Annotated in this window: 17 protein-coding genes and 1 pseudogene; 7 read left to right on the top strand and 11 right to left on the bottom strand. The window is 73.6% G+C overall.

Features of this window, described 5'->3' with window-relative positions:
- Positions 1-83: 83 nt before the first annotated feature.
- The 3 genes from ABZW14_RS01590 to ABZW14_RS01580 form a co-directional block, all read right to left on the bottom strand.
- Positions 84-2,432 (bottom strand): sodium-translocating pyrophosphatase, encoded by a 2,349-nt coding sequence (locus ABZW14_RS01590; RefSeq protein WP_355338042.1) that lies wholly within the window; start codon positions 2,430-2,432, stop codon positions 84-86.
- Between the two features lie 317 nt (positions 2,433-2,749).
- Positions 2,750-3,187: an ATP-binding protein gene (locus ABZW14_RS01585; protein ID WP_091261158.1), complete on the bottom strand. Its 438-nt coding sequence runs from the start codon at positions 3,185-3,187 to the stop codon at positions 2,750-2,752.
- The gene (locus ABZW14_RS01580; protein ID WP_091261160.1) at positions 3,187-3,543 is read right to left on the bottom strand and encodes an STAS domain-containing protein; all 357 of its coding nucleotides are present in this window, start codon (positions 3,541-3,543) and stop codon (positions 3,187-3,189) included. Before ABZW14_RS01580 ends, ABZW14_RS01585 begins: the two co-directional genes overlap by 1 nt.
- A gap of 134 nt (positions 3,544-3,677) precedes the next feature.
- On the opposite strand from ABZW14_RS01580, the gene ABZW14_RS01575 reads away from it, so the two are divergent.
- The 3 genes from ABZW14_RS01575 to ABZW14_RS01565 all read left to right on the top strand — a co-directional run bounded on the left by ABZW14_RS01575 (position 3,678) and on the right by ABZW14_RS01565 (position 7,081).
- Complete coding sequence (locus ABZW14_RS01575; protein WP_355338039.1) at positions 3,678-6,071, top strand: DEAD/DEAH box helicase; 2,394 nt, start codon at positions 3,678-3,680, stop codon at positions 6,069-6,071.
- Between the two features lie 103 nt (positions 6,072-6,174).
- Entirely contained in the window at positions 6,175-6,381 is a 207-nt protein-coding gene (locus ABZW14_RS01570) for a hypothetical protein (protein ID WP_355338036.1), read from the top strand.
- A 121-nt stretch (positions 6,382-6,502) separates the two neighbouring features.
- Positions 6,503-7,081: a hypothetical protein gene (locus ABZW14_RS01565; RefSeq protein ID WP_355338033.1), complete on the top strand. Its 579-nt coding sequence runs from the start codon at positions 6,503-6,505 to the stop codon at positions 7,079-7,081.
- A 122-nt stretch (positions 7,082-7,203) separates the two neighbouring features.
- Here the strand turns inward: ABZW14_RS01565 and ABZW14_RS01560 are convergent, their stop codons facing one another.
- The 7 genes and pseudogenes from ABZW14_RS01560 to ssd all read right to left on the bottom strand — a co-directional run bounded on the left by ABZW14_RS01560 (position 7,204) and on the right by ssd (position 12,627).
- The gene (locus ABZW14_RS01560; protein WP_355339360.1) at positions 7,204-7,557 is read right to left on the bottom strand and encodes an Rv3654c family TadE-like protein; all 354 of its coding nucleotides are present in this window, start codon (positions 7,555-7,557) and stop codon (positions 7,204-7,206) included.
- A gap of 77 nt (positions 7,558-7,634) precedes the next feature.
- Positions 7,635-8,024: a TadE family type IV pilus minor pilin gene (locus ABZW14_RS01555; RefSeq protein ID WP_355338030.1), complete on the bottom strand. Its 390-nt coding sequence runs from the start codon at positions 8,022-8,024 to the stop codon at positions 7,635-7,637.
- Positions 8,021-8,188, bottom strand: a complete 168-nt coding sequence (locus ABZW14_RS01550; RefSeq protein ID WP_013283643.1) for a DUF4244 domain-containing protein — start codon at positions 8,186-8,188, stop codon at positions 8,021-8,023. Before ABZW14_RS01550 ends, ABZW14_RS01555 begins: the two co-directional genes overlap by 4 nt.
- Positions 8,189-8,211: 23 nt before the next feature.
- Complete coding sequence (locus ABZW14_RS01545; protein ID WP_355338027.1) at positions 8,212-8,994, bottom strand: type II secretion system F family protein; 783 nt, start codon at positions 8,992-8,994, stop codon at positions 8,212-8,214.
- Positions 8,994-9,314, bottom strand: a pseudogene (locus ABZW14_RS01540) (hypothetical protein); the annotation flags it as partial. The pseudogene ABZW14_RS01540 and the gene ABZW14_RS01545, both read right to left, overlap by 1 nt.
- A 1,001-nt stretch (positions 9,315-10,315) precedes the next feature.
- Positions 10,316-11,527 (bottom strand): TadA family conjugal transfer-associated ATPase, encoded by a 1,212-nt coding sequence (locus tag ABZW14_RS01535; protein ID WP_355338024.1) that lies wholly within the window; start codon positions 11,525-11,527, stop codon positions 10,316-10,318.
- The gene (gene ssd / locus ABZW14_RS01530) at positions 11,524-12,627 is read right to left on the bottom strand and encodes a septum site-determining protein Ssd (protein ID WP_355338021.1); all 1,104 of its coding nucleotides are present in this window, start codon (positions 12,625-12,627) and stop codon (positions 11,524-11,526) included. Before ssd ends, ABZW14_RS01535 begins: the two co-directional genes overlap by 4 nt.
- A 188-nt stretch (positions 12,628-12,815) precedes the next feature.
- On the opposite strand from ssd, the gene ABZW14_RS01525 reads away from it, so the two are divergent.
- Positions 12,816-13,421 (top strand): DUF6518 family protein, encoded by a 606-nt coding sequence (locus ABZW14_RS01525; protein ID WP_355338018.1) that lies wholly within the window; start codon positions 12,816-12,818, stop codon positions 13,419-13,421.
- A 362-nt stretch (positions 13,422-13,783) separates the two neighbouring features.
- Positions 13,784-14,590, top strand: a complete 807-nt coding sequence (locus ABZW14_RS01520) for an HAD-IB family hydrolase (RefSeq protein WP_355338015.1) — start codon at positions 13,784-13,786, stop codon at positions 14,588-14,590.
- A gap of 21 nt (positions 14,591-14,611) precedes the next feature.
- Here the strand turns inward: ABZW14_RS01520 and ABZW14_RS01515 are convergent, their stop codons facing one another.
- A complete protein-coding gene (locus ABZW14_RS01515) occupies positions 14,612-15,358 on the bottom strand; it encodes an oxidoreductase (protein ID WP_355338012.1) in 747 nt (248 codons plus the stop codon).
- Positions 15,359-15,556: 198 nt separating this feature from the next.
- Between ABZW14_RS01515 and acs the strand changes: the two genes are divergently transcribed.
- Both acs and ABZW14_RS01505 read left to right on the top strand, forming a co-directional pair.
- On the top strand, positions 15,557-17,545 hold the full coding sequence (gene acs / locus ABZW14_RS01510; RefSeq protein ID WP_355338009.1) for an acetate--CoA ligase: 1,989 nt from the start codon (positions 15,557-15,559) through the stop codon (positions 17,543-17,545).
- A 242-nt stretch (positions 17,546-17,787) separates the two neighbouring features.
- Complete coding sequence (locus tag ABZW14_RS01505; protein ID WP_355338006.1) at positions 17,788-20,580, top strand: immune inhibitor A domain-containing protein; 2,793 nt, start codon at positions 17,788-17,790, stop codon at positions 20,578-20,580.
- The last annotated feature ends 321 nt before the right edge of the window (positions 20,581-20,901 follow it).

Below are 20,901 nucleotides of genomic sequence, written 5' to 3'. Positions count from 1 at the left end.
CCGGTCAGGTTTCGTGCACGGGACCGCCGGACGGCACGGTTCCCGGCCGGCCGAGGCCGACCGGGAACCGTCGCGTCGCCGGGTCAGGCGTTGACCGTCTCCGGGTGCTGGTCCGGGGTGCCGGCGTCGCGGTCCGAGTCCGCCATCGCCACGCCCTTGCGCTTGCTGAACACCACGGCCGCCACGATGACCAGGGCGGCCACCACGGCGATCGCGATCCGCAGCGGGGTGTTCCGGTCGTCGCCAACGCTCCAGGCCACCACGGCCGGGGCGATCAGCAGCGAGACCAGGTTCATCACCTTGATCAGCGGGTTGATCGCCGGACCGGCGGTGTCCTTGAACGGGTCACCGACGGTGTCGCCGATGACGGTCGCGGCGTGCGACTCGGAGCCCTTGCCGCCGTACGCGCCGTCCTCCACCAGCTTCTTGCCGTTGTCCCAGGCGCCACCGGAGTTGGCCAGGAAGACCGCCATGAGGGTGCCCGCGCCGATCGCACCGGCCAGGTACGAGGCCAGCGCGCCCGGGCCGAGGCCGAAGCCGACCGCGATCGGGGCCAGGATGGCCAGCAGGCCGGGGGTCATCAGCTCGCGCTGCGCGTCCCGGGTGCAGATGTCGACGACCTTGCCGTACTCGGGGCGCTGGGTGCGGTCCATGATGCCGGGCAGCTCGCGGAACTGCCGGCGTACCTCCATGACCACGGCGCCGGCCGAGCGGGAGACCGCGTTGATGGCCAGGCCGGAGAAGAGGAAGACCACCGCCGCGCCGATGATGAGGCCCACCAGGTTGCGCGGGTTGGCCACGTTCAGCGAGTTGAGGATCTCGGCGCCGACGTCGCCCACGCCCGCGTCCTCGTACGAGGAGCGCAGCGTGTCCGTGTACGAGCCGAACAGCGCGGTCGCGGCCAGCACGGCCGTGGCGATCGCGATGCCCTTGGTGATCGCCTTGGTGGTGTTGCCGACGGCGTCCAGCTCGGTGAGCGTCCGCGCGCCGTGCTCGTCGATGTCGCCGGACATCTCGGCCACGCCCTGAGCGTTGTCGGAGATCGGGCCGAAGGTGTCCATGGCGACGATGACGCCGACGGTGGTGAGCAGGCCGGTGCCGGCCAGCGCCACCGCGAACAGCGACAGCGTGATCGAGCTGCCGCCGAGCAGGAACGCGCCGAAGACGCCCGCGCCGATGAGCAGCGCCGAGTAGACCGCCGACTCCAGGCCGACGCTGATGCCGGCGAGGATGACGGTTGCCGCGCCGGTCTGCGAGCTCTTGCCGATGTCCTGCACCGGGCGCCGGTTGGTCTCGGTGAAGTAGCCGGTGAGCGCCTGGATGGCGGCGGCCAGCACGATGCCGATGACGACGGCGCCGATGGCCACCAGACGCGGGTTGCGGTCGACGCCGGTGAGGCCGCCCTCCAGCTCCCCGAAGGTCGCCGGCAGGTAGGCGAACGCGGCGATCGCCACCAGCACCGCGGCGATCACCGCGGAGAGGTAGAAGGCCCGGTTGATCGCGGTCAGGCCGTTGCGGTCCGAGGTGCGCAGCCGGGTGATGAAGACGCCGACGATCGCGACGAGCACACCGATGGTGGAGATGATCAGCGGGAAGACCAGGCCGGTCTCGCCGAATGCGGCGCGGCCGAGGATCAGCGCGGCGACCAGGGTGACGGCGTACGACTCGAAGAGGTCCGCGGCCATGCCGGCGCAGTCGCCGACGTTGTCGCCCACGTTGTCGGCGATGGTGGCGGCGTTGCGCGGGTCGTCCTCCGGGATGCCCTGCTCGACCTTGCCGACCAGGTCGGCGCCGACGTCGGCGGCCTTGGTGAAGATGCCGCCGCCGACCCGCATGAACATGGCGAGCAGCGCGGCGCCGAAGCCGAAGCCCTCCAGCACGGTCGGGGCGTCGCCCCGGAAGATCAGCACGACCAGCGCCGCACCGAACAGGCCGAGGCCGACGGTGAGGAAGCCGACCACGCCACCCGTGCGGAAGGCGATCTTCATGGCGCCCTCGCGCCCGCCTTCGCGCTCCCGGGCGGCCGCGGCGACCCGCAGGTTGGCCCGGGTGGCCAGCCACATGCCGGCGCCGCCGATGAACGCGCTGAACCCGGCGCCCACCACGAAGAATGCCGAGCGGCCGATCTTCACCAGGGTCTCGTTGCCGTCGGTGTCGTGCACCGGCAGCAGGAACAGCAGCACGACGGCGATCACCACGAAGATCGCCAGGGTGCGGAACTGCCGCAGCAGGTACGCGGACGCGCCCTCCTGCACCGCCCCGGAAATCTCCTGCATGTTGGTGGTTCCCGTACCGGCTGCCAGTACCGCCTTGGTCAAGGCGGCCGCGAAGACGAGCGCCACCAGCGCGATGACCGCGGCGATGACGACGTACGTCACGTTGGCTCCGGTAAGGGACAGTGCGCCGCCGTCGGCGGCCAAGGTCCCGGACATCTATGTCCTCCTGTACCGAACAACTCGCGCCGGTCAGTGGAGACGCACGGACCGACGCCTGGATGCGGACTCGCAAGCGCGCGCCAACCCACCCCGGCGGACCAGCGATGAACACCCATTCCCGCTGGCTGCGAGACAGGTCACTTGCTGACAACCCGGGTACTGTAGCCCTCCGACGTGGTGAGGGTCACAGGCAGGGGGCACCGTCGGTCGATGATCTTCGTAACTGTGCTATGTGAAGAAATCTGATATAAGCGCCGTGCAGCACGACGAGGCCGCGCTCCCCGAGGGGAAACGCGGCCTGCGGTGGAGCAGGATCAGGCGCGGCCGACCGGCCAGACCATCCGGACCTCGGTGCCGACGCCCTCGTCGACCGGGCGCACCTGCAGGTCCTCGACGAAGCCCGCGAGCAGGGCGAAGCCCACCCCGGTGGTCAGCGCGTCCTCGCTGAGCGACTCCTTGGCCAGCTCGTCGGGTGGCAGCGCGGCGAGCCCGATACTCGCCTCGATCGGGGCACGGTCCACCACCCGCACCGTGTACGCCCCGCTGTCGGACATCTCGACGTAGACCGGGTCGGGCAGCCCGTACTGCCGGTGCAGCGCGACCGCCCGGGTGCACGCCTCGCCGATGGCCAGCCGTACCTCGTCGAGCAGGTCCTCGCGCACCCCGGCCCGGCGGGCCACCGCGACGCCGACCAGGCGGGCGGTGCGGACGTGCACCGGCGCCGGCGAGAACGACAGCTTGACGGTCGCCATCACGCGCCGGCGCCGGTCGCGTCGGCGTCGATCGCCGCGTCGACCGTGGGATGCAACGGGAACACCTGATCCAGGGCGGTGATCCGGAAGATCTTGAGCAGCGGCTCCTTGTCGCAGACCAGCGCGAAGGAACCGCCGGCCGAGCGGAGCCGCTTGAGCGCACCCACCAGCACGCCCAGGCCGGTCGAGTCGAGGAAGTCCACACGGCCCAGGTCGACCACGACCCGGCGGGCACCGCCGTCGATCAACTCCAGGAGCCGTTCCCGCAGGCGCGGCGCGGTGTAGACGTCCACCTCACCGCCGACCTCGAGCACCGTGTGCTCCCCCACGGTGCGGGTCGCCAGCGACAGCTCCATCGGCCCCTCCTCGGTAAGCTCTCCTGGGCATCTAACCATCCCCCCGCGCGACCCCTTCGGGTCACCGGCGGAGGCTTCCCCATACCCACGCCCCCCGGTTTCCAATTCCGAACACCAGTGCGAGAGTGCAGGACGTGACCAGTGCAGCCACCGCGCCGCCCGGCAGTGGACCCGGGCGGCCTCCGGGCGAGCTGCTCCGCCGGCTGCGCCTGCGGCACGTCGCCGACCCGGTCACCCACGTCGAGCGGGTGCCGGCCCGGGCCGGCGAGCCGGCGCCGTGGCCGGACTGGGCGCCCGCCGAGCTGCGGGCGGCGTTCGCGCGGCGCGGCGTGGTCGCCCCGTGGCGGCACCAGGCCGAGGCCGCCGAGCTGGCGTACGCGGGAGAGCACGTCGTGGTGGCCACCGGCACGGCGTCCGGTAAGTCGCTGGCGTACCAGCTGCCGGCGCTGGGCACCCTGCTCGCCGACCCGCGCGCCACGGTGCTCTACCTGGCCCCGACCAAGGCGCTCGCCGCCGACCAGCTCCGCGCCGTCGCCGGCCTGGAGCTGGAGGGGGTGCGCCCCGCCACCTACGACGGGGACACCCCGCGCACCGAGCGCGAGTGGATCCGGCGGCACTCCCGGTTCGTGCTGACCAACCCCGACATGCTGCACCACGGCATCCTGCCCGGGCACGCGCACTGGTCGGGCTTCCTGCGCCGGCTCGCGTACGTGGTGGTCGACGAGTGCCACACCTACCGGGGTGTGTTCGGCTCGCACGTCGCGCACGTGCTGCGGCGGCTGCGCCGGCAGTGCGCGCGCTACGGGCGTACCCCCGTCTTCGTGCTGGCCTCGGCCACGTCGGGCGACCCGGCGACGGCGGCCGGGCGGCTCACCGGCCTGCCCGTCGCGGCCGTCACCGAGGACACCTCGCCGCGCGGCGGGGTGACGTTCGCGCTCTGGGAACCGCCGCTGCTGCCCTCCTCCGACGCCGCCTCTCCCGAGGCCGACCTCCTCCAGGTCCGGCGCTCGGCGCTGCGGGAGACCGCCGACCTGCTGGCCGACAGCGTGATCGAGGGCGTACGCACGCTCGCCTTCGTCCGGTCCCGGCGCGGCGCCGAGGTGGTCGCCGCGAACGCCCGGCGGGCGCTCGACGAGGCGGTGCCCGGGCTGGGCGACCGGGTGGCCGCCTACCGGGCCGGCTACCTGCGGGAGGAGCGCCGCGAGCTGGAACGCGCGCTGCTCACCGGCGACCTGCTCGGGCTCGCCTCCACCAACGCCCTGGAACTCGGCGTCGACCTGGTCGGGCTGGACGCCGTGCTGATCTGCGGCTGGCCGGGCACCCGGGCCTCGCTCTGGCAGCAGGCGGGCCGGGCCGGCCGCTCCGGCGACGAGGCGCTCGCCGTGCTGGTGGCCCGCGATGACCCGCTCGACACCTACCTGGTGCACCATCCCGAGGCGCTGTTCGGGCGGCCCGTCGAGGCGACCGTGCTCGACCCGGCCAACCCGTACGTGCTCGCGCCGCAGCTCGCCTGCGCCGCGCACGAGGCCCCGCTCACCCCGGCCGACCTGGAACTCTTCGGCGAGGGCGCGAAGGAGGCGGTCGACTCGCTGGTCGAGGCGGGCGCGCTGCGGCAGCGGCCCACCGGCTGGTACTGGCGGCACCGGGAACGCCCCGAGGTCGACCTGCGCGGCGAGGGCGGCGCACCGGTCTGCGTGGTGGAGGAGTCCACCGGCCGGCTGCTCGGCACGGTCGACGGCGGCTCCTCGCACTTCCTGCTCCACTCCGGCGCGGTCTACCTGCACCAGGGCGTCTCGTACGTGGTCGACTCGCTCGACCTGGCCGACGGGTGCGCGCTCGTGCACGCCGAGGAGCCGGACTGGTCCACCCACGCCCGGGACGTCACCTCGCTGTCCGTGGTGTCCGTCCGGTCCTACGTGGACGCCGGGCCGGTCGGGCTCTTTCTCGGCGAGGTGGATGTGACCAGCCAGGTCGTGTCGTACCAGCGGCGGCGCATCGCCACCGGCGAGGTGATCGACACCCGGCCGCTCGACCTGCCGGCGCGGGAACTGCGCACCGTCGCGGTCTGGTTCACGCTCTCGCCGGAGTCGCTGGCGCTCGCCGGAGTCGAGGCGGCGGACATCCCGGGTGCGCTGCACGCGGCCGAACACGCCGCGATCGGCCTGCTCCCCCTGATGGCGACCTGCGACCGCTGGGACATCGGCGGGCTCTCCACCGCCCTGCACCCGGACACCGAGGCGCCCACCGTCTTCGTCTACGACGGCCACCCGGGTGGGGCGGGCTTCGCCGAGCGGGCGTACGGGACGGCGTCGGCCTGGCTGCGCGCCACCCGGGACGCGATCGCCGAATGCGGGTGCGAGTCGGGGTGCCCGTCCTGCGTCCAGTCCCCGAAGTGCGGCAACGGCAACAACCCGCTCTCCAAGCCGGACGCGGTGAAGGTCCTCGACGTGGTCCTCGCCAACCTGGCGGCGGCCGAGGGCGGGCGCGGGGCGGCGCTGCCCCGGCAGGAGGGTCGCGCCGCCGACTGACCTCCTGGCTGGTGGGACGGGCGCATGAGCGGGGCGGCATCGGGGCATTGATGCATGGGAGCGCTTCCATGTCCCTGAGCTTCTTCGCGCCGGAGGTACCGCCGTGGCCGACACGATCGCCGAGACCGTCGACCTGCTCTACACGATCGACCAGGACAACCTCACCCCCGACCAGCAGATCGCGCTGGGCGCCGCGCTGGCGAACCTGGCCCAGGCGGAGCGCCTGGAGCAGATCAACGAGCGCCTGCGCGGCATCCACCAGGTGCTCAACGCCTGGGCCATGAAGGCGACCGTCGACGGCGGTCGCTGAACGCCCCCGGCGGCGGTCGACAGCGATCGATCGGATCACCGGGCGGTACGGGCCGGGCGCGGGCGGGCGGTGACGGCACGCTTGTGCGAGACTCCGGCGTTCACGTCTTCAAGGAGATCAGATGCAGCTCGACAGCTTGCAGGCCCAGCAGCGGTTCATCGTCCGGCAGCGGATCCGGATGATGGTCAACCAGTACGAGGTCCACTCGGTGACGCCGGACGGCTCGGAGGGTGGGCTGCTCGCGTTCGCGCAGCAGAAGCGGCTCGCGTTCAAGGAGCAGGTGACCATCTACACCGACGACTCCAAGCAGTACCCCCTGCTCGGCTTCAAGGCCCGGCAGCGCCTCGACCTCGGCGCCACGTACGACGTGACCGACCACGCCGGCACCCCGATCGGCCTGTTCCGCAAGGACTTCGCCCAGTCGCTGCTCCGTTCCACCTGGCACGTCGAGCAGGCCGGCCTGCCGCAGATCACCGGGCAGGAGCGCAGCCTGCCGGTGGCGCTGCTGCGCCGCTTCGTCGACTCGCTCTCCTGGCTGCCCTACCACTTCGACTTCGTGGCGAACGGCCAGCCGGTGTTCTCGGTCGACAAGAAGTGGGGCCTGCGCGACCGGTACGTCGTCGACATCCACCACCCGCAGATCGACCGCCGACTGGTGATCGCCATGGCGGTCGGCCTGGACGCCCTCCAGTCGCGCTGACGCGGGCAGTTCGGCCGGCAGATGTCGACGCGGCCGGTGTCGGGGGCGTGGGTCTTCCGCCCCGACACCGGCCGCAGTCGTCAGCGAGGCGGGCACGCACCGCTTCGCGCCGCCTGTGCTCGTCAGCCTCGGGCCGGGCCCGCCCGGGAGGTCGCGGTCGCCGCGCGGGTGAGCCAGGGCAGCGGGGCGACCGTCACCTCCGTCGTCACGACGACGTCGAGCCCGTCGAGCCGGCAGGCCGTCAAGCGGCCGCCGTTGGCCGCCGCCAGGTCGGCGGCCCGTCCACACGCCGCCTCGGCGCCTTCGAGGGCGCGGGCGGCGCCCGCGAGAGCCCCGAAGTCGGCGGCGTTCCGGGCCTGGTGGCGGGCGCACCGGGCCGCGCCGAGCCCGGCGCCGAGGAGCCCGACCAGCACGAGCACCAACCCCACGGCGAGCAGGCACACGGTCGCCCCGCCCCGGTCGGTGCCGTGGTGCAGCCTCCCGCCGGCCGCCTCCGCAGCCCGGCCTGGGCACCCTCGCCCCCGCTCAGCCGGGCGGACCCCGTCGCACGCGGTCACGGGTGCGGTCCGGGGGCGCCGGGTTCGACGGCGGCCACCGCGGTGCCCGACACGGTGAGCCGGGGCAGCCGGGCCCCGAAGCTCCGGACCGGCGCCCGCACGGTCACGGTGACGCGGTCACCGGCCACGGTCACCGCGATGTCCGCGCCGGCCGGGGCGTACCGGGAGCCGGCGGCCGACCCGGGCTCGCCGCGGGCGGCCGCGAGCGCCGCCTCCCGGGCCGCGTCGACGCAGCCGGCCTTCGTGGTGACGGCGTCGACGGCCGTGAGACCGGCGAAGAGGAGAAGCATCAGCGCCGGCAGGCCGGCCGCCAGCTCGGCCGTGAACGAGCCCCGCTCCCGCGCACCCCACGACCGCTGGCGGCCGACCCACCGGCGACGGGTCACTTCAAGGCCCGGTCGATGACGGCGGTGAGCGCGGACTGCACGTTGCCGGAGGTGAGCACCTTCAGCAGGATGCCGGCGAACGCGACCGCGGCGAGGGTGCCGACGGCGTACTCGGCCGTGTTCATCCCGGCGTCGCCGCGCAGGCGGGTGAGGAGTTTGCGCATGTCGTAGTCCCTTTCCTCAGGGTTCACAGCACGTCGCCGAGAACGGCGACGATCACCGGCACCAGACCGGCGAGAATGAAGGCGGGCAGGAAGCAGAGCCCGAGCGGCAGCACGATGAGCACCCCGGCCCGGCGGGCGGCGGCCTCGGCCGCGGTCGAGCGGTCGGACCGCAGGTCGTCGGCGAGCCGGGTGAGTGCGCCGGCCAGCGCGGCGCCGCTGCGCGACGAGCGGATCGCGCCGCTCACCAGGCGCTCGGCCCCGGGCGCGGGTCGCAGGTGGTCCCACGCCTCCACCGCCGTGCCGCCGAGTTCCAGCGTCCGCCCGACCCGGCCGAGCCGGTCCGCGAGCGGTCCACCGAGCGCCTCGGCCACCGCCAGCACCGAGCGGTCCACCGGTGCGCCGGCCCGGAGCGCGGCGGCCAGCAGGTCGGCGGCGAGGGGCAGGTCGGCGGTCTCCCGCAGCCGGCGGTCGCGGACGGCGCGTGGCTCGATCCGGCGCAGCAGCCGGTCGGCCGCCGTTCCGGCCAGCGCCCCGACGAGCACACCCGGCCAGCCGCCCACCACGACCAGTGCGGCGACCCCCGCCAGGCCCGCGCCGAGCCGGATCCGGTCCGGCCACCAGGCCGGGCGGCTCCGGCGGCCCGACCCGTCGGACTCCCCGCCGGCACCGGGCCGGCTGGACCGCCCCGGCCGACGGGTGAGCCCCAGGAGGCGCAGCCGCCGTGCCGGACGGACGGCATCCCCGGACGCCACCAGGAGCAGCGCCGCCACGCCCAGGCAGGCCGCGGCTGCCACCTGCCGCGACATCAGGCGGCCCGCGCGGGTGCCGCACCGAGCCGCTCCGCCCAGAGCAGCCCGCCGATCTGCAACGCGACGGCCGCGACGGCACTGCCGCCGCCGACCGGGGTGTGCAGGAGCACCGCCACCGGGTCGACGCCGATGGCGTACCCCAGCCCGATCCCGCCGAGCGGCAGCGCGGCGAGCAGCCAGGCGGTCGCCCGGGCACCGGCCGCCTGAGCGGCCGCCGCGGCGAGGCCCCGATCCGCCGCCCGGGCGTCGGCCTCGACCCGTTCGAGCAGCTCGGCCAGGGGCGCCCCGGTGCGGTCGGCCAGCCGCACGGCGGCCCGCGCCAACCGGTCGACGCGCCGCTGACCGTCGCCGATCGCGCCACCGGACGGCAGACCCGCCCGGACATCGGCGGCGAACGCGCCACCGGCCGGCAGGCCGGTCCGCACATCAGCGGCGAACGCGCCACCGGCCGGCAGACCGGCTCGCACGTCGGCGGCGAACCCGTCATCGCCCGGGAGGCTGGTCCGCACCTCGGCGGCGAATGCGCCGCCGGCTGGCAGGCCGGCGCGCAGATCGGCGGCGAGGGCGCCGAGCTGGTCCAGGTCGTGGCGGTGGGCCAGGTCGGCGGCCCGGCGAGCCCGCCGGCGCAGCACCGCCCGAGCCGCGAGCGTCCCGTACGCGGCCAGCACCAGTGCGGCCACCGGGCCACCGAGCAGCACTCCGGCCCCGGCACCGACCACGGCGGCCGCCGCCAGGGCTGGTCGCCCGGAGAGCGGAGCACGAGCGCCAGGGCCGGACGATGCCGGCGAGGCGGCGCCCGATCGCCCGGACCGGAGCCCGGCGGCCAGTCGGAGTGCGCGGTCGGCGGTTGAGGTGGCGGCCAGCCGGAGCCAGGGCGTGCGGCCGGTGGGGATGAGAGCGGTGGCCGACCGGGACCCGGCCGTGTGATCGGCGGCGAGGGTGGGGGTTGCCAACCGGGCCACGGGATCGGCGGGTGACAGAGGTGCCGCCCGCCTGAACCGGGACTCACGATCGGTGGGGATGAGGCCGGAGGTCGGGCGGGTCGGTTCCCGCCGCCCCGGCGGGCGGCCGGGAGGGGGACGGTCGGCGGGAGGTCCGAGCAGCGTCGCGGGCCGGTGGGAGAGGCTGGGACGCGGTGTCCGCATCAGGGGTCCCGGCCCGGCGCCGGGGCGGGCGCACACCGGCCGCGTACCGGCCTGATCGGGGAGACTCCCCAGGTCGAGGACGGCGTGCCGCCGGGCCCGCGCGGCGCGTACCGGCCAGGCGACCGCCGCCGCGGCGCCGCCCAGGAGCATGGCCACCAGCCACACCTGGCCGGTCACGACGGGTCCGCCGAGCCGGGCCACGGTGCGCAGAGGATCGGCGGGAGGGCCACGCCCCGCTCGCGGAGCAGCACACCGAGCGGACGGGCGGCGAGGCCCAGCCCGCGTCCGCGTACCCAGGCGGGGACCACGGTGACCACCCGGTCGGGCCCCTCGGGGAGGAGCAGGGCGACCGACTCCAGCACCCGGCCCTCGGTGGTCCGCCGGACCTGGAGAAGAACCTGGAGTGCGGCGGCGACCTGGGCGTGCAGGGCGGCCCGGGGCAGGCCGCCGAGCATCCCGAGCGCCTCCAGCCGGGCCGGCACGTCCGACGGTGCGTTGGCGTGCAGCGTCCCGGCTCCGCCGTCGTGACCGGTGTTCAGCGCGGCGAGCAGGTCGACCACCTCGGCGCCCCGGCACTCGCCCACCACCAGCCGGTCCGGCCGCATCCGCAGCGCCTGCCGGACCAGGTCGCTCAGCCCGACGGCCCCGGCGCCCTCCACATTGGACGTGCGCGCCTGGAGACCGATCACGTGCGGGTGCACGGGCCGCAGCTCGGCCGCGTCCTCCACCAGCACGATGCGTTCGGTCCCCGGCACCAGACCGAGCAGCGTGTTGAGCAGGGTGGTCTTGCCGGAGCCGGTCCCGCCGGTCACCAGGTAGGCGAGGCGGGCGGCCACCACGGCGGCGAGCAGCGGGGCGACCGGCCGGGGCACGGTGCCCTGCCGAACCAGCTCGTCGAGGGTGAACGGCCGCTGCCGGAAGGTGCGCAGCGACAGGTAGGGGCCGTCGGTCGCCACCGGTGGCAGCACGGCGTGCAGCCGGGTGCCGTCGGGCAGGCGGGCGTCGGCGTACGGGGACGCGTCGTCGAGCCGGCGCCCGGCGGCGGAGGTGAGGCGCTGGGCCAGCCGGCGTACGTCGTCGACCGTGCCGAGCGGCACGGCCACCTGGTGCAGCCCCCGGCCCCGGTCGACCCAGACCCGGGTGCCGTTCACCAGCACGTCGGTGACCTGCGGGTCGGCCAGCAGCGGCGCGAGGGGGCCGGCGCCGACGAGATCGTGGTGGACGCGGTCGGCGATCCGGAGCAGGGCGGTGTCGCCGAGCACGGCGGCGTCCGGCTCGGCGCGTACGGCGGAGACGATGGCCGCGGGAGTGACCGGTGTGGCCTCGGCGGCGAACCGGTGCCGCACGCGGACCGCCAGGTCTTCGGAGTCGGCCGGGCCGCTCACGCCGCACCCGCGGCGGGCACGTCGGTCATCTCGTCGAGGAGCCGCTGGCAGAGCACGGCGAGCGGGCCCTTCCCGCTGGCGGCCGGCGCCTCGCCCCGTTCCAGCCCCCGGCCGAGTCCCGGCTCTGGCCGGAGGGTGCCGGCGAGGGGCAACCCGAGTGCGCGGGCCACCTCGCCGGCCCTGAGCCCGCCCGGAGCGGGGCCCCGCACGACCACCGCCAGGTCGGCGCAGTGCGGGGCGGCCACGGCGACAACCCGGGCCGCGGCGGCGGTGGCCCGCAGCTCCGCCGGCACGACGACCAGCGCCCGGTCGGCCGCCTGGAGGGCGACCACGGCCGCGTCGTCCAGGTGCCGGGGCAGGTCGAGGACGACCACGTCGCGGCCCCGGCGGGCGGCGTCGACGGTGGCGGCCATCGCCTCGGCCGGCAGGTGCCGCAGGGTGCCCCGGTCCCACGAGAGCACGACCAGGTCGCCACGGCTGGGCAGGGCCCGGACCAGCGACGGCGGGTCCACCCGGCCGTCGGTGCCGGTGAGCCCGGGCCAGCGCAGCCCTTCGAGCTGTTCCCAGCCCAGCACGAGGTCGAGGCCGCCGCCGAGCGGGTCGGCGTCGACCAGGAGGGTGCGCAGCCGGGCCCGGGCCGCGGTGACCGCGAGGCCCCCGGCCAGCACGCTGGCCCCGGCGCCGCCCCGCCCGCCGAGCACCGCCACGACGCGGGCCGGCCCGCCGCCGGGCGGCTCGCCGGTGCACTCGGCGAAGCGGTCGACCAGCCACGGCTCGGCCGCGGGCAGGGTGGCGACGTGCTCGGCGCCGATCAGCTCGGCGACCTCCGTACCCGGATCGAGCCGGCCGGAGCGACCCACCAGCACCGTGCGGGGCCGGCGCGGCAGGCGGGCCCGCAGGCATGCCTGCGCCTGGTCGGCGCCGACCAGCACCAGCGGCGCCGGTGTCCACCGGGCCCGGGCGGCGGCGGGATCGGCGGCCAGCTCGACCTCGGTGCCGCCCGCCGCGGCGAGCCGCAGCAGCTCGTCGAGGAGGTCGCCGTCGGCGGTGACGAGCAGGGGCAGCCGGCGGAACGGCGGCAGCGGGGTACGGGGCGGCATGGCGGCCTCCAGCGGTCGACTCGGACGTGCCGCGGAGCAGCCTGCCGCCGGATCGGGCGAGTGGCCTCCCGGTGCCCGCTCCCCTGTGGACGGCGAGGGCGCCTGTGGACGGGCCTCCGGGCAGCCGGGCGATCTGCTAGGGGCGGCCGGTGGCGCCGGACCGGAGCATACTCAGTATGCTTCCCGCCGTGCGGATCGATCATCGAACGGCGGCGCTCACCGCCGTGCTGGGTGGCCTCCTGCTCGGCTCCCTCGACTTCATGTGGATCAAGTGGGTGCCGTATCCGTTCGCCGAACTCGGCAACTCCACGGCCACCTGGGCCGTCGCCGCCTTCGCCTTCGGCTGGTGGGTCCGGTCGGGACCGGTGCGCGCGGCGCTGGGCGCCGCCGCCCTGCTCGTCGTCGCGGTGCCGAGCTACTACCTCACGGCGACCCTGCTCCAGGGCGACGACCTGGCCGTGGTGTGGGCGCCCACGTCGCTGCTCTGGATGGCCTTCGGCGTGCTCGCCGGGGTGGTCTTCGGCGTCGGCGGCACCTGGGCCCGCGGGACGGGCCCGCGTCAGATCCTCGGGACCGCACTACCGGCCGCGGTCTTCTTCGAGGAGGCGGCACGATTCGCCGGCCGGGCCGGCGACCAGCGGGCGACATGGAACATCGTGATCGACGTCGCGCTCGGCGTCCTGGCCGTCGTGCTGGTCGGCCGATCGAACCGGCAGCGGGCGCTCGGCTTGGCCGTGGCACTGCCCGTCGCCGCCGTCATCTTCCTCGGGTTCGCGGTGGCTGCCGGCCCCTGAACCCCCGCCGCGTCTCCCGATGTCCGCTCCGGATCACCCCGGAAAGGGACGACCCCCGTCGGGGGGAGACGGGGGTCGTCGGGAGGTTCGGCTCCGGGGGGGTCGAGCCGAACCCACTCAGCGGTCACGGGGGGTGCAACCGCCGAGGGCCTTCGTGCTCGACGGGACGTGACTCCCGTCGCGAGGACAAGCATGCCGCAATGGACCCTTATACGTCGAGTGGTGTCCACTCCACGCAACGCTAATTAGTGGTACGAGTGTGTGACCGCCGTCACTCAGAGGAGTGGCGTGCCCCTACCGACCCCTTCCCGGAGGCCCCGGGGAGCCGCCGGCCGCGCCCCGTCCGGCTAGACTTTCGCGCCGTGGGCCGGAGTGCCGCTTTCTTCGATCTCGACAAGACCGTCATCGCCAAGTCGAGCGCACTGGCGTTCGGTCGGCCGTTCTACCGCGACGGTCTGATCACGCGCCGTGACGTGGTCAAGTCGGCGTACGCGCAGCTGATGTTCCGGCTGGGCGGCACCGACGAGCAGACCATGGCTCGCACCCGGGACTACCTCGCCACGCTGTGCAAGGGCTGGCCCGTGGAGCAGGTCCGCCAGATCGTCGCGGAGACGCTGCACGAACTGATCAATCCCTACGTGTACGCCGAGGCCGCCGCCCTCATCGAGGAGCACCAGGCCGCCGGGCGGGACGTGGTGCTGGTCTCCGCCTCGGGCGAGGAGATGGTCCGCCCCATCGGCGAGCTGCTCGGGGTGACCGACGTGATCGCCACGCGGATGGCGGTGGCGGACGGCCGCTACAGCGGCGAGGTCGAGTTCTACGCGGCCGGCCCGCGCAAGGTCGACGCCGTCGGCGAGCTGGCCCTGGCCCGCGGCTACGACCTGGCCGACTCCTACGCCTACTCCGACTCGTACAGCGACCGGCCGCTGCTGGAGTGCGTGGGGCACCCGACCGTGGTCAACCCGGACCGGGCGCTGCGCAAGCTGGCCGTGGAGAACTCGTGGCCGGTGCTGGAGTTCCGGCATCCGGTGCCGCTGGGCCGGCGGCTGCGGGAGCGCCCGGCCGTGCCGGTCGCCGCGGCGGCCCTCGGCGTGGGCGTCGGCGTCGCCATCGGCATCGCCTGGTACGGGCGGCACCGCCGCACCCGCCCGGCCGCCCCCACCGCCTGATCCCAGGCCGGCCGGACCGGATCAGGACGCGGCGAGGATCTCGTCGCCGATGAGCGTGATCTGCTCGGCGCCGACCTCGACGGCGGTCATGTAGTGACGCAGCCACGAGCGCAGCCCGTCGGGGGTGCCGGTGGCGAAGGCGCCGGCCGCGCCGACGTACTCGGGTTCCCGCTCGCGATGGCCGACGTCGACGGCGACCAGCCCCCGCGGGTCGAAGCCCGTGGAGATCAGCACCAGCCGGGCGGCGGCCCGTGCCACGACCCCGGACGGGCCGGCGAACGGGCGCAGGTTGAGCAGCTCGCCGTGCACCACGGCGGCCAGCACCAGCGGCGGCACCTTCGTGCCACCGGCCACCAGCCCGGCGAGCCCGTCGAGGCGGGCCGCCACCACCGGGTCGGCCACCGGCCGGCCCAGCTCCGCCTCGGCCACGACGTCGCGGGCCGCGAGCACGTGCAGCCGGGCGAGGGCCTGGCGGGGCGCCTTCGGCCACAGTTCGCTCAGCCCGGGCAACGCCCCGGCCACCCGCAGGGCGCCCTGGAGCAGTGGATCAGTGACCGTGCCCGCGCGTACCTCCTCGCGGTCGTGCACCCGGCCCTCCAGGGCGGCGCTGGCCACGGCCGAGCGGAGACTGACCTCGGCGGCGACCTGGCCACCCTGACGGCGCAGCGCGCGGTGCCGGTGGGCCTGGTCGACCCGGTCGCGGGCCCGTTCGACGGCGGGCGCGACGTCGGCGAGCGCGAGCAGCGGGGCGAGCGGGTCGGTGGTCACCCCGCCACGCTAGCGAGCCCGGCACCCCGCCGGAGCGGCAGCCGCCGGGAAGCGACGCGAGCCACTCTCGCTACTGCTCGGCGCGCGCGGAGGGCCACTGGGCGCGTGACGGATGACCGGGCGGTCGCGGCGGGGGGCGCGCCCGGACTAACCTCTCCCGGGTAGGAGACGCAGGTCACGCGATGAAGGAGTCACCGCATGAGCGAGGCATTGGCCAACTTGCTGAACGAGACGCGCCAGTTCCCGCCGCCGGCCGAGCTCGCCGCGAACGCCAACGTGACCGCGGACGCGTACGCCGAGGCGGCCGGGGACCGGCTCGCCTTCTGGGAGCGCCAGGCCGGGCGGCTGCACTGGGCCCAGCAGTGGGACCAGGTGCTCGACTGGTCGAACGCGCCGTTCGCGAAGTGGTTCGTGGGCGGCCGGCTCAACGTGGCGTACAACTGCCTGGACCGGCACGTGGAGGCCGGGCTCGGCGACAAGGTGGCGATCCACTGGGAGGGCGAGCCGGGTGACACCCGCACGGTCACCTACGCGGACCTGCACAAGCTCACCTGCCAGGCGGCGAACGCGCTGACCGAGCTGGGCGTCACGGCCGGCGACCGGGTGGCCATCTACCTGCCGATGATCCCCGAGGCCGCGGTGGCCATGCTCGCCTGCGCCCGGATCGGCGCGACGCACAGCGTGGTCTTCGGCGGCTTCTCGGCCGACGCGCTGACCAACCGGATCCAGGACGCCAGCGCCAAGGTCGTCATCACCGCGGACGGCGGTTTCCGCCGGGGCAAGCCGTCCGCGCTCAAGCCGACCGTCGACGAGGCGGTGGCGAAGTGCCCGTCGGTGGAGCACGTGCTCGTGGTCCGCCGCACCGGCGAGGAGGTCGCCTGGTCGAGCAAGGACCACTGGTGGCACGAGTCGGTGGAGACGGCCTCGCCGAAGCACACCGCGCAGCCGTTCGACGCCGAGCACCCGCTCTTCATCCTCTACACGAGCGGCACCACCGCCCGGCCGAAGGGCATCCTGCACACCACCGGTGGCTACCTCACCCAGACGTCGTACACCACCCACGCGGTCTTCGACCTGAAGCCGGAGACCGACGTCTACTGGTGCACCGCCGACATCGGCTGGGTCACGGGGCACTCCTACATCGTCTACGGCCCGCTCTCCAACGGCGCCACCCAGGTCATGTACGAGGGCACCCCGGACACCCCGCACAAGGGCCGGTTCTGGGAGATCGTCGACAAGTACAAGGTGACCATCCTGTACACCGCGCCCACCCTGATCCGCACCATGATGAAGTGGGGCGAGGACATCCCCGCCGGTTACGACCTCTCGTCGCTGCGCCTGCTGGGCAGCGTCGGTGAGCCGATCAACCCGGAGGCGTGGATCTGGTACCGGCAGCACGTCGGCCGGGGCGAACTGCCCATCGTCGACACCTGGTGGCAGACCGAGACCGGCGCGATCATGATCTCCCCGCTGCCCGGCGTCACCGAGGCCAAGCCCGGTTCGGCCATGACCCCGCTGCCCGGCATCGCCGCCGACGTGGTGGACGACCAGGGCCAGTCGGTGCCCAACGGCGGTGGCGGCTACCTGGTGCTCCGTGAGCCGTGGCCGTCGATGCTGCGCACGATCTGGGGCGACGACAACCGCTTCATCGAGACCTACTGGTCGCGCTTCGGCGCCGGCGCCAACCAGGGCGACGACTGGGTCTACTTCGCGGGCGACGGCGCGAAGAAGGACGACGACGGGCACATCTGGCTGCTCGGCCGGGTCGACGACGTCATGCTGGTGTCCGGCCACAACATCTCCACCACCGAGGTGGAGTCGGCGCTGGTCAGCCACCCGTCGGTGGCCGAGGCCGCGGTGGTCGGCGCGACCGACCCGACCACCGGCCAGGCGATCGTGGCGTTCGCCATCCCGCGCGGCAGCACCGAGATCTCCGGTGAGGCCGGCGAGAAGCTCATCGCCGACCTGCGCAACCACGTGGCGAAGACGCTCGGCCCGATCGCCAAGCCGCGGCAGATCATGCTGGTGCCGGAGCTGCCGAAGACCCGGTCCGGCAAGATCATGCGCCGGCTGCTGCGGGACGTGGCGGAGAACCGCTCGCTCGGCGACGTCACCACGCTCCAGGACTCCTCGGTCATGGACCTGATCTCCTCCGGGATGGGCGGCGGCAAGTCCGACGAGGACTGACGGCAGACGTACCCCTGACGGTGGGTGGCGGTCCGGACGGGCCGCCACCCACCGTCGTTCTGTCGAGACACCTGTCGGAAATTCGGTGGAGGTCCGCCAGGCTGATCGGCCAGAGGCTATGTCGCCCCCTGTCGATGGAGCCCCTCTTCGGTTAGGTTCGCCGCATCGGACCGGTTCGACGGGCGTCGCTGCGACGCGCGACCGGCCGGCTCCCCCCTCCCATGCCCTACGAACGGAGCGGAATGCACACATCTCCGCAGTCCGGGTCACGCCGACGCCTACTCGTCGCGCTGCCCGCCATCGCCCTCGCCGCCGCGTCGCTGACCGTGACCGGCAGCGCGGCCGCCCAGACGTCCGGTGGTGCCCGGGCGACGATCGGGGCCGACGACTACTACATCAACTACGCCGAGCCGGAGGTCCAGCCGGACACGCCCGGCAAGGAGGTCAAGGGCAAGGACGGGGTCTTCACCAGTCCGGTCGACGCCGCGCGGGCCTACGACCGCAAGTTCGCCGGCGGCAACCCGAAGGCCGCACGGGAACTGGCGAAGCTCGAAGCCAAGGCGATCAAGACGGGGCAGAGCCCCCGCCAGATCAAGAAGGCCAAGGGCACCCAGACCGCCAAGCTGCTGACACTGCTGGTGGAGTTCAACGACAAGGCGAACGACGACTTCACCAACGTGATGGTGCCGAAGACGGTTTTCGAGGACCGGAGCTGTGTCCCCGGCACCGTGCAGAACGGTCCGAAGCACAACCAGATCGCCAACCCGGCCACGCTGCCGCACAAGGACAACAACTCGATGTGGGTGCCGGACTTCTCCCCGGCGCACTACGACAAGATGCTCTACACCAAGGAGGGCATCACCGACCGGGTCCGCACGGACCTGACCGGGCCGGACGGCAAGCCGGGGGTCGACATCTCCGGGCGCACGATGCACAACATGTACCTGGAGATGTCGAAGGGTGCGTACACGGTGGACGGGCAGGCCAGCCCGTGGATCACCGTGCCGCACTCGGAGGGCTGGTACGCGGCCTCCCGCTGTTTCAAGGACGAGAACGGCAACTGGGTCGCCGGTCGTGAGCAGTCCATGAACGGCCACCCGGACAACCCGCAGGGCGCGGGCCGCCTGGCCACCGACGCGGTGGACGCGCTGGCCAAGATGGACCCGAACTTCCCGTGGGCCGACTACGACATCGAGGACCAGGGCGACGCGGACGGCGACGGCAACGTCAACGAGCCGGACGGCGTGATCGACCACCTGGTGCTGGTGCACGCCAACCAGGGCAAGTCCCGCGGTGGCGGCGACGTGGGCGTCTACTCGGTCTGGGCGCACTCCTCGACGGTGGCCGGCGGCTACACCATCCCGGGCACCAACAAGAGGGTCGCGAACTACATCGTGCAGCCGGAGGACGCGGGCGTCGGTGTGTTCGCCCACGAGTTCGGGCACGACCTGGGTCTGCCGGACCTCTACGACACCTCCGGCAACGCCGACTCGGACGTCGACTTCTGGGACCTGATGGCCTCGGGTTCGCACAGCGGTGAGGTCTTCCAGGCGCTGCCCACCCACATGGGCCTCTGGGACAAGTGGGTGCTCGGCTGGGCCGACCCGCTGACCTTGAACCCGGGCGACGACCCGCGCTCGGTGCAGCTGGGCCAGACCTCGAACACCCCGGTCGGCACCAAGGACGGCATCAAGATCAACCTGCCGGACAAGGTGATCACCCTGGCGCAGCCGCACAGCGGCAGCAACATGTGGTACTCCGGGGCCGACCAGAACTGGGCGGACGTCAAGCTGAGCCGGACGGTGACCGTCCCGAACGCCGCGGACGCGAAGTTCTGGATGTGGAACAACTACGTCATCGAGGCGGACTGGGACTACGGCTTCCTGGAGGTCTCCACCAACGGCGGCACCACCTGGTCTGAGCAGAAGGTCTACGACGCCACCGGCAAGCTCGTCACCACCAACGACGGGTACGCCGACCCGAACGGCCGCATGGTCGACTTCGGCAACAAGAAGTACGGCCTGACCGGCAGCACGGGCGGCTGGCGCCACGACTACGTCGACCTGTCGGCGTACGCCGGGCAGACCATCCAGGTCCGGCTGCGGTACGCCACCGACGAGGCGTTCGTGGAGCGCGGCTGGTTCGCCGACGACTTCTCGGTCACCGGCGGCGGCGCCACCACCTGGAGCGACGACGTCGAGGGCGGCGTCAACGGCTGGACCCAGACCGGCGGCACCTTCACCGACACCACCGGCGCCGGCTGGCACTTCGACTCGGGCACCCAGGTCAAGTCGCACTACTACCTGGCCGAGTGGCGCAACTTCGACGGCTTCGACAAGGGCCTGAAGTACACGTACGACACGGTCTACTCGCACGAGGCGTGGAAGGTCGACAAGCTCTCGTACAACGCCCCGGGCATGCTGGTCTGGTACCGGGACACCGAGCTGGGCGACGTCAACCACGTCACCGCGCAGATGACCGCGCTGCCCAGCTACGGGGCCAAGGGCGGGCTGCTGATCGTCGACTCGCACAACGACCCGCTCCGCCGGCAGGGCGAGGCGGCCGTCAAGGACCCGTCGGTGCTGGACAACCTGCCCAGCCGCCCGCAGTCGTCCAACGCGGCCTTCTCGCTGGGCTCCTCGTACCCCTTCAAGGAGTGCCTGGAGGCGGCGAACGAGCCGTACAGCGAGTACTGCACCAACTTCCCGGCCCAGGCCGCGGTGCCGACGTTCACCGACGCCAAGGGCTGGTACCCGGGCATCGAGATCCGCAACGGCTCCGCGTACGCCCGGGACAACGACGCCTCCGTCGTCGTCCCGTCGCGGGGCAACGCGAAGTACACCACCCGGGTGACCAACCCCGACGGCACGCCGGCCACGGCGTACTACGGGGCCACCCTGGGCGGCGGGGCGATCGTGCTCGGCACCGGCAACCCCGGTGACGAGGGCGTCGCGTACGGCGTCTCGATCACCATCAAGCGGGCCGCCAAGGACAACTCGTACGCCACGGTGTACGTGACCCCGGCGACCCCGTGACCTGACACGCCGAGGGCGCGTCGGAACCACACGGCGGGGCCCGTCTGGAGCACACTGCTCCGGACGGGCCCCGCCCTTCTTACGTGCGGACAATTCTTCTTCGCGGCCGTGTGACATTTTTCAGGGCCGCTGCGCTCCCCTTTGGGGACCTCATAATCACCGTCACACTGAGTGATCGTGGCCAAAACGTAATGTGAATCCGCGACGAATCACTGGGCGCTTTCGCCCCAGATTGCCCGGGAAAAGTGGCCAGCTCATCGGGTGATTGACCGGTGACAACGATGCAAACACCTGTCATTGTGAGTGACGCATGACATGACA

Origin of the sequence: Micromonospora sp. NPDC004551 (assembly GCF_040609975.1) — a bacterium.
Classification (GTDB): Bacteria; Actinomycetota; Actinomycetes; order Mycobacteriales; family Micromonosporaceae; genus Micromonospora.
The sequence above is the reverse complement of the archived record's forward strand: the minus strand, read 5'-3'. Positions and strand labels throughout refer to the sequence as shown.

What these genes read in the sequence shown, in the direction of transcription:
- ABZW14_RS01580 (WP_091261160.1), bottom strand. Translation starts at nt 3,543, where the DNA reads ATGGAGCTGTCGCTGGCGACCCGCACCGTGGGGGAGCACACGGTGCTC.
- ABZW14_RS01590 (WP_355338042.1), bottom strand. Translation starts at nt 2,432, where the DNA reads ATGTCCGGGACCTTGGCCGCCGACGGCGGCGCACTGTCCCTTACCGGA.
- ABZW14_RS01585 (WP_091261158.1), bottom strand. Translation starts at nt 3,187, where the DNA reads ATGGCGACCGTCAAGCTGTCGTTCTCGCCGGCGCCGGTGCACGTCCGC.
- ABZW14_RS01550 (WP_013283643.1), bottom strand. Translation starts at nt 8,188, where the DNA reads ATGCGCAAACTCCTCACCCGCCTGCGCGGCGACGCCGGGATGAACACG.
- ABZW14_RS01505 (WP_355338006.1), top strand. Translation starts at nt 17,788, where the DNA reads ATGCACACATCTCCGCAGTCCGGGTCACGCCGACGCCTACTCGTCGCG.
- ABZW14_RS01565 (WP_355338033.1), top strand. Translation starts at nt 6,503, where the DNA reads ATGCAGCTCGACAGCTTGCAGGCCCAGCAGCGGTTCATCGTCCGGCAG.
- ssd (WP_355338021.1), bottom strand. Translation starts at nt 12,627, where the DNA reads ATGCCGCCCCGTACCCCGCTGCCGCCGTTCCGCCGGCTGCCCCTGCTC.
- acs (WP_355338009.1), top strand. Translation starts at nt 15,557, where the DNA reads ATGAGCGAGGCATTGGCCAACTTGCTGAACGAGACGCGCCAGTTCCCG.
- ABZW14_RS01545 (WP_355338027.1), bottom strand. Translation starts at nt 8,994, where the DNA reads ATGTCGCGGCAGGTGGCAGCCGCGGCCTGCCTGGGCGTGGCGGCGCTG.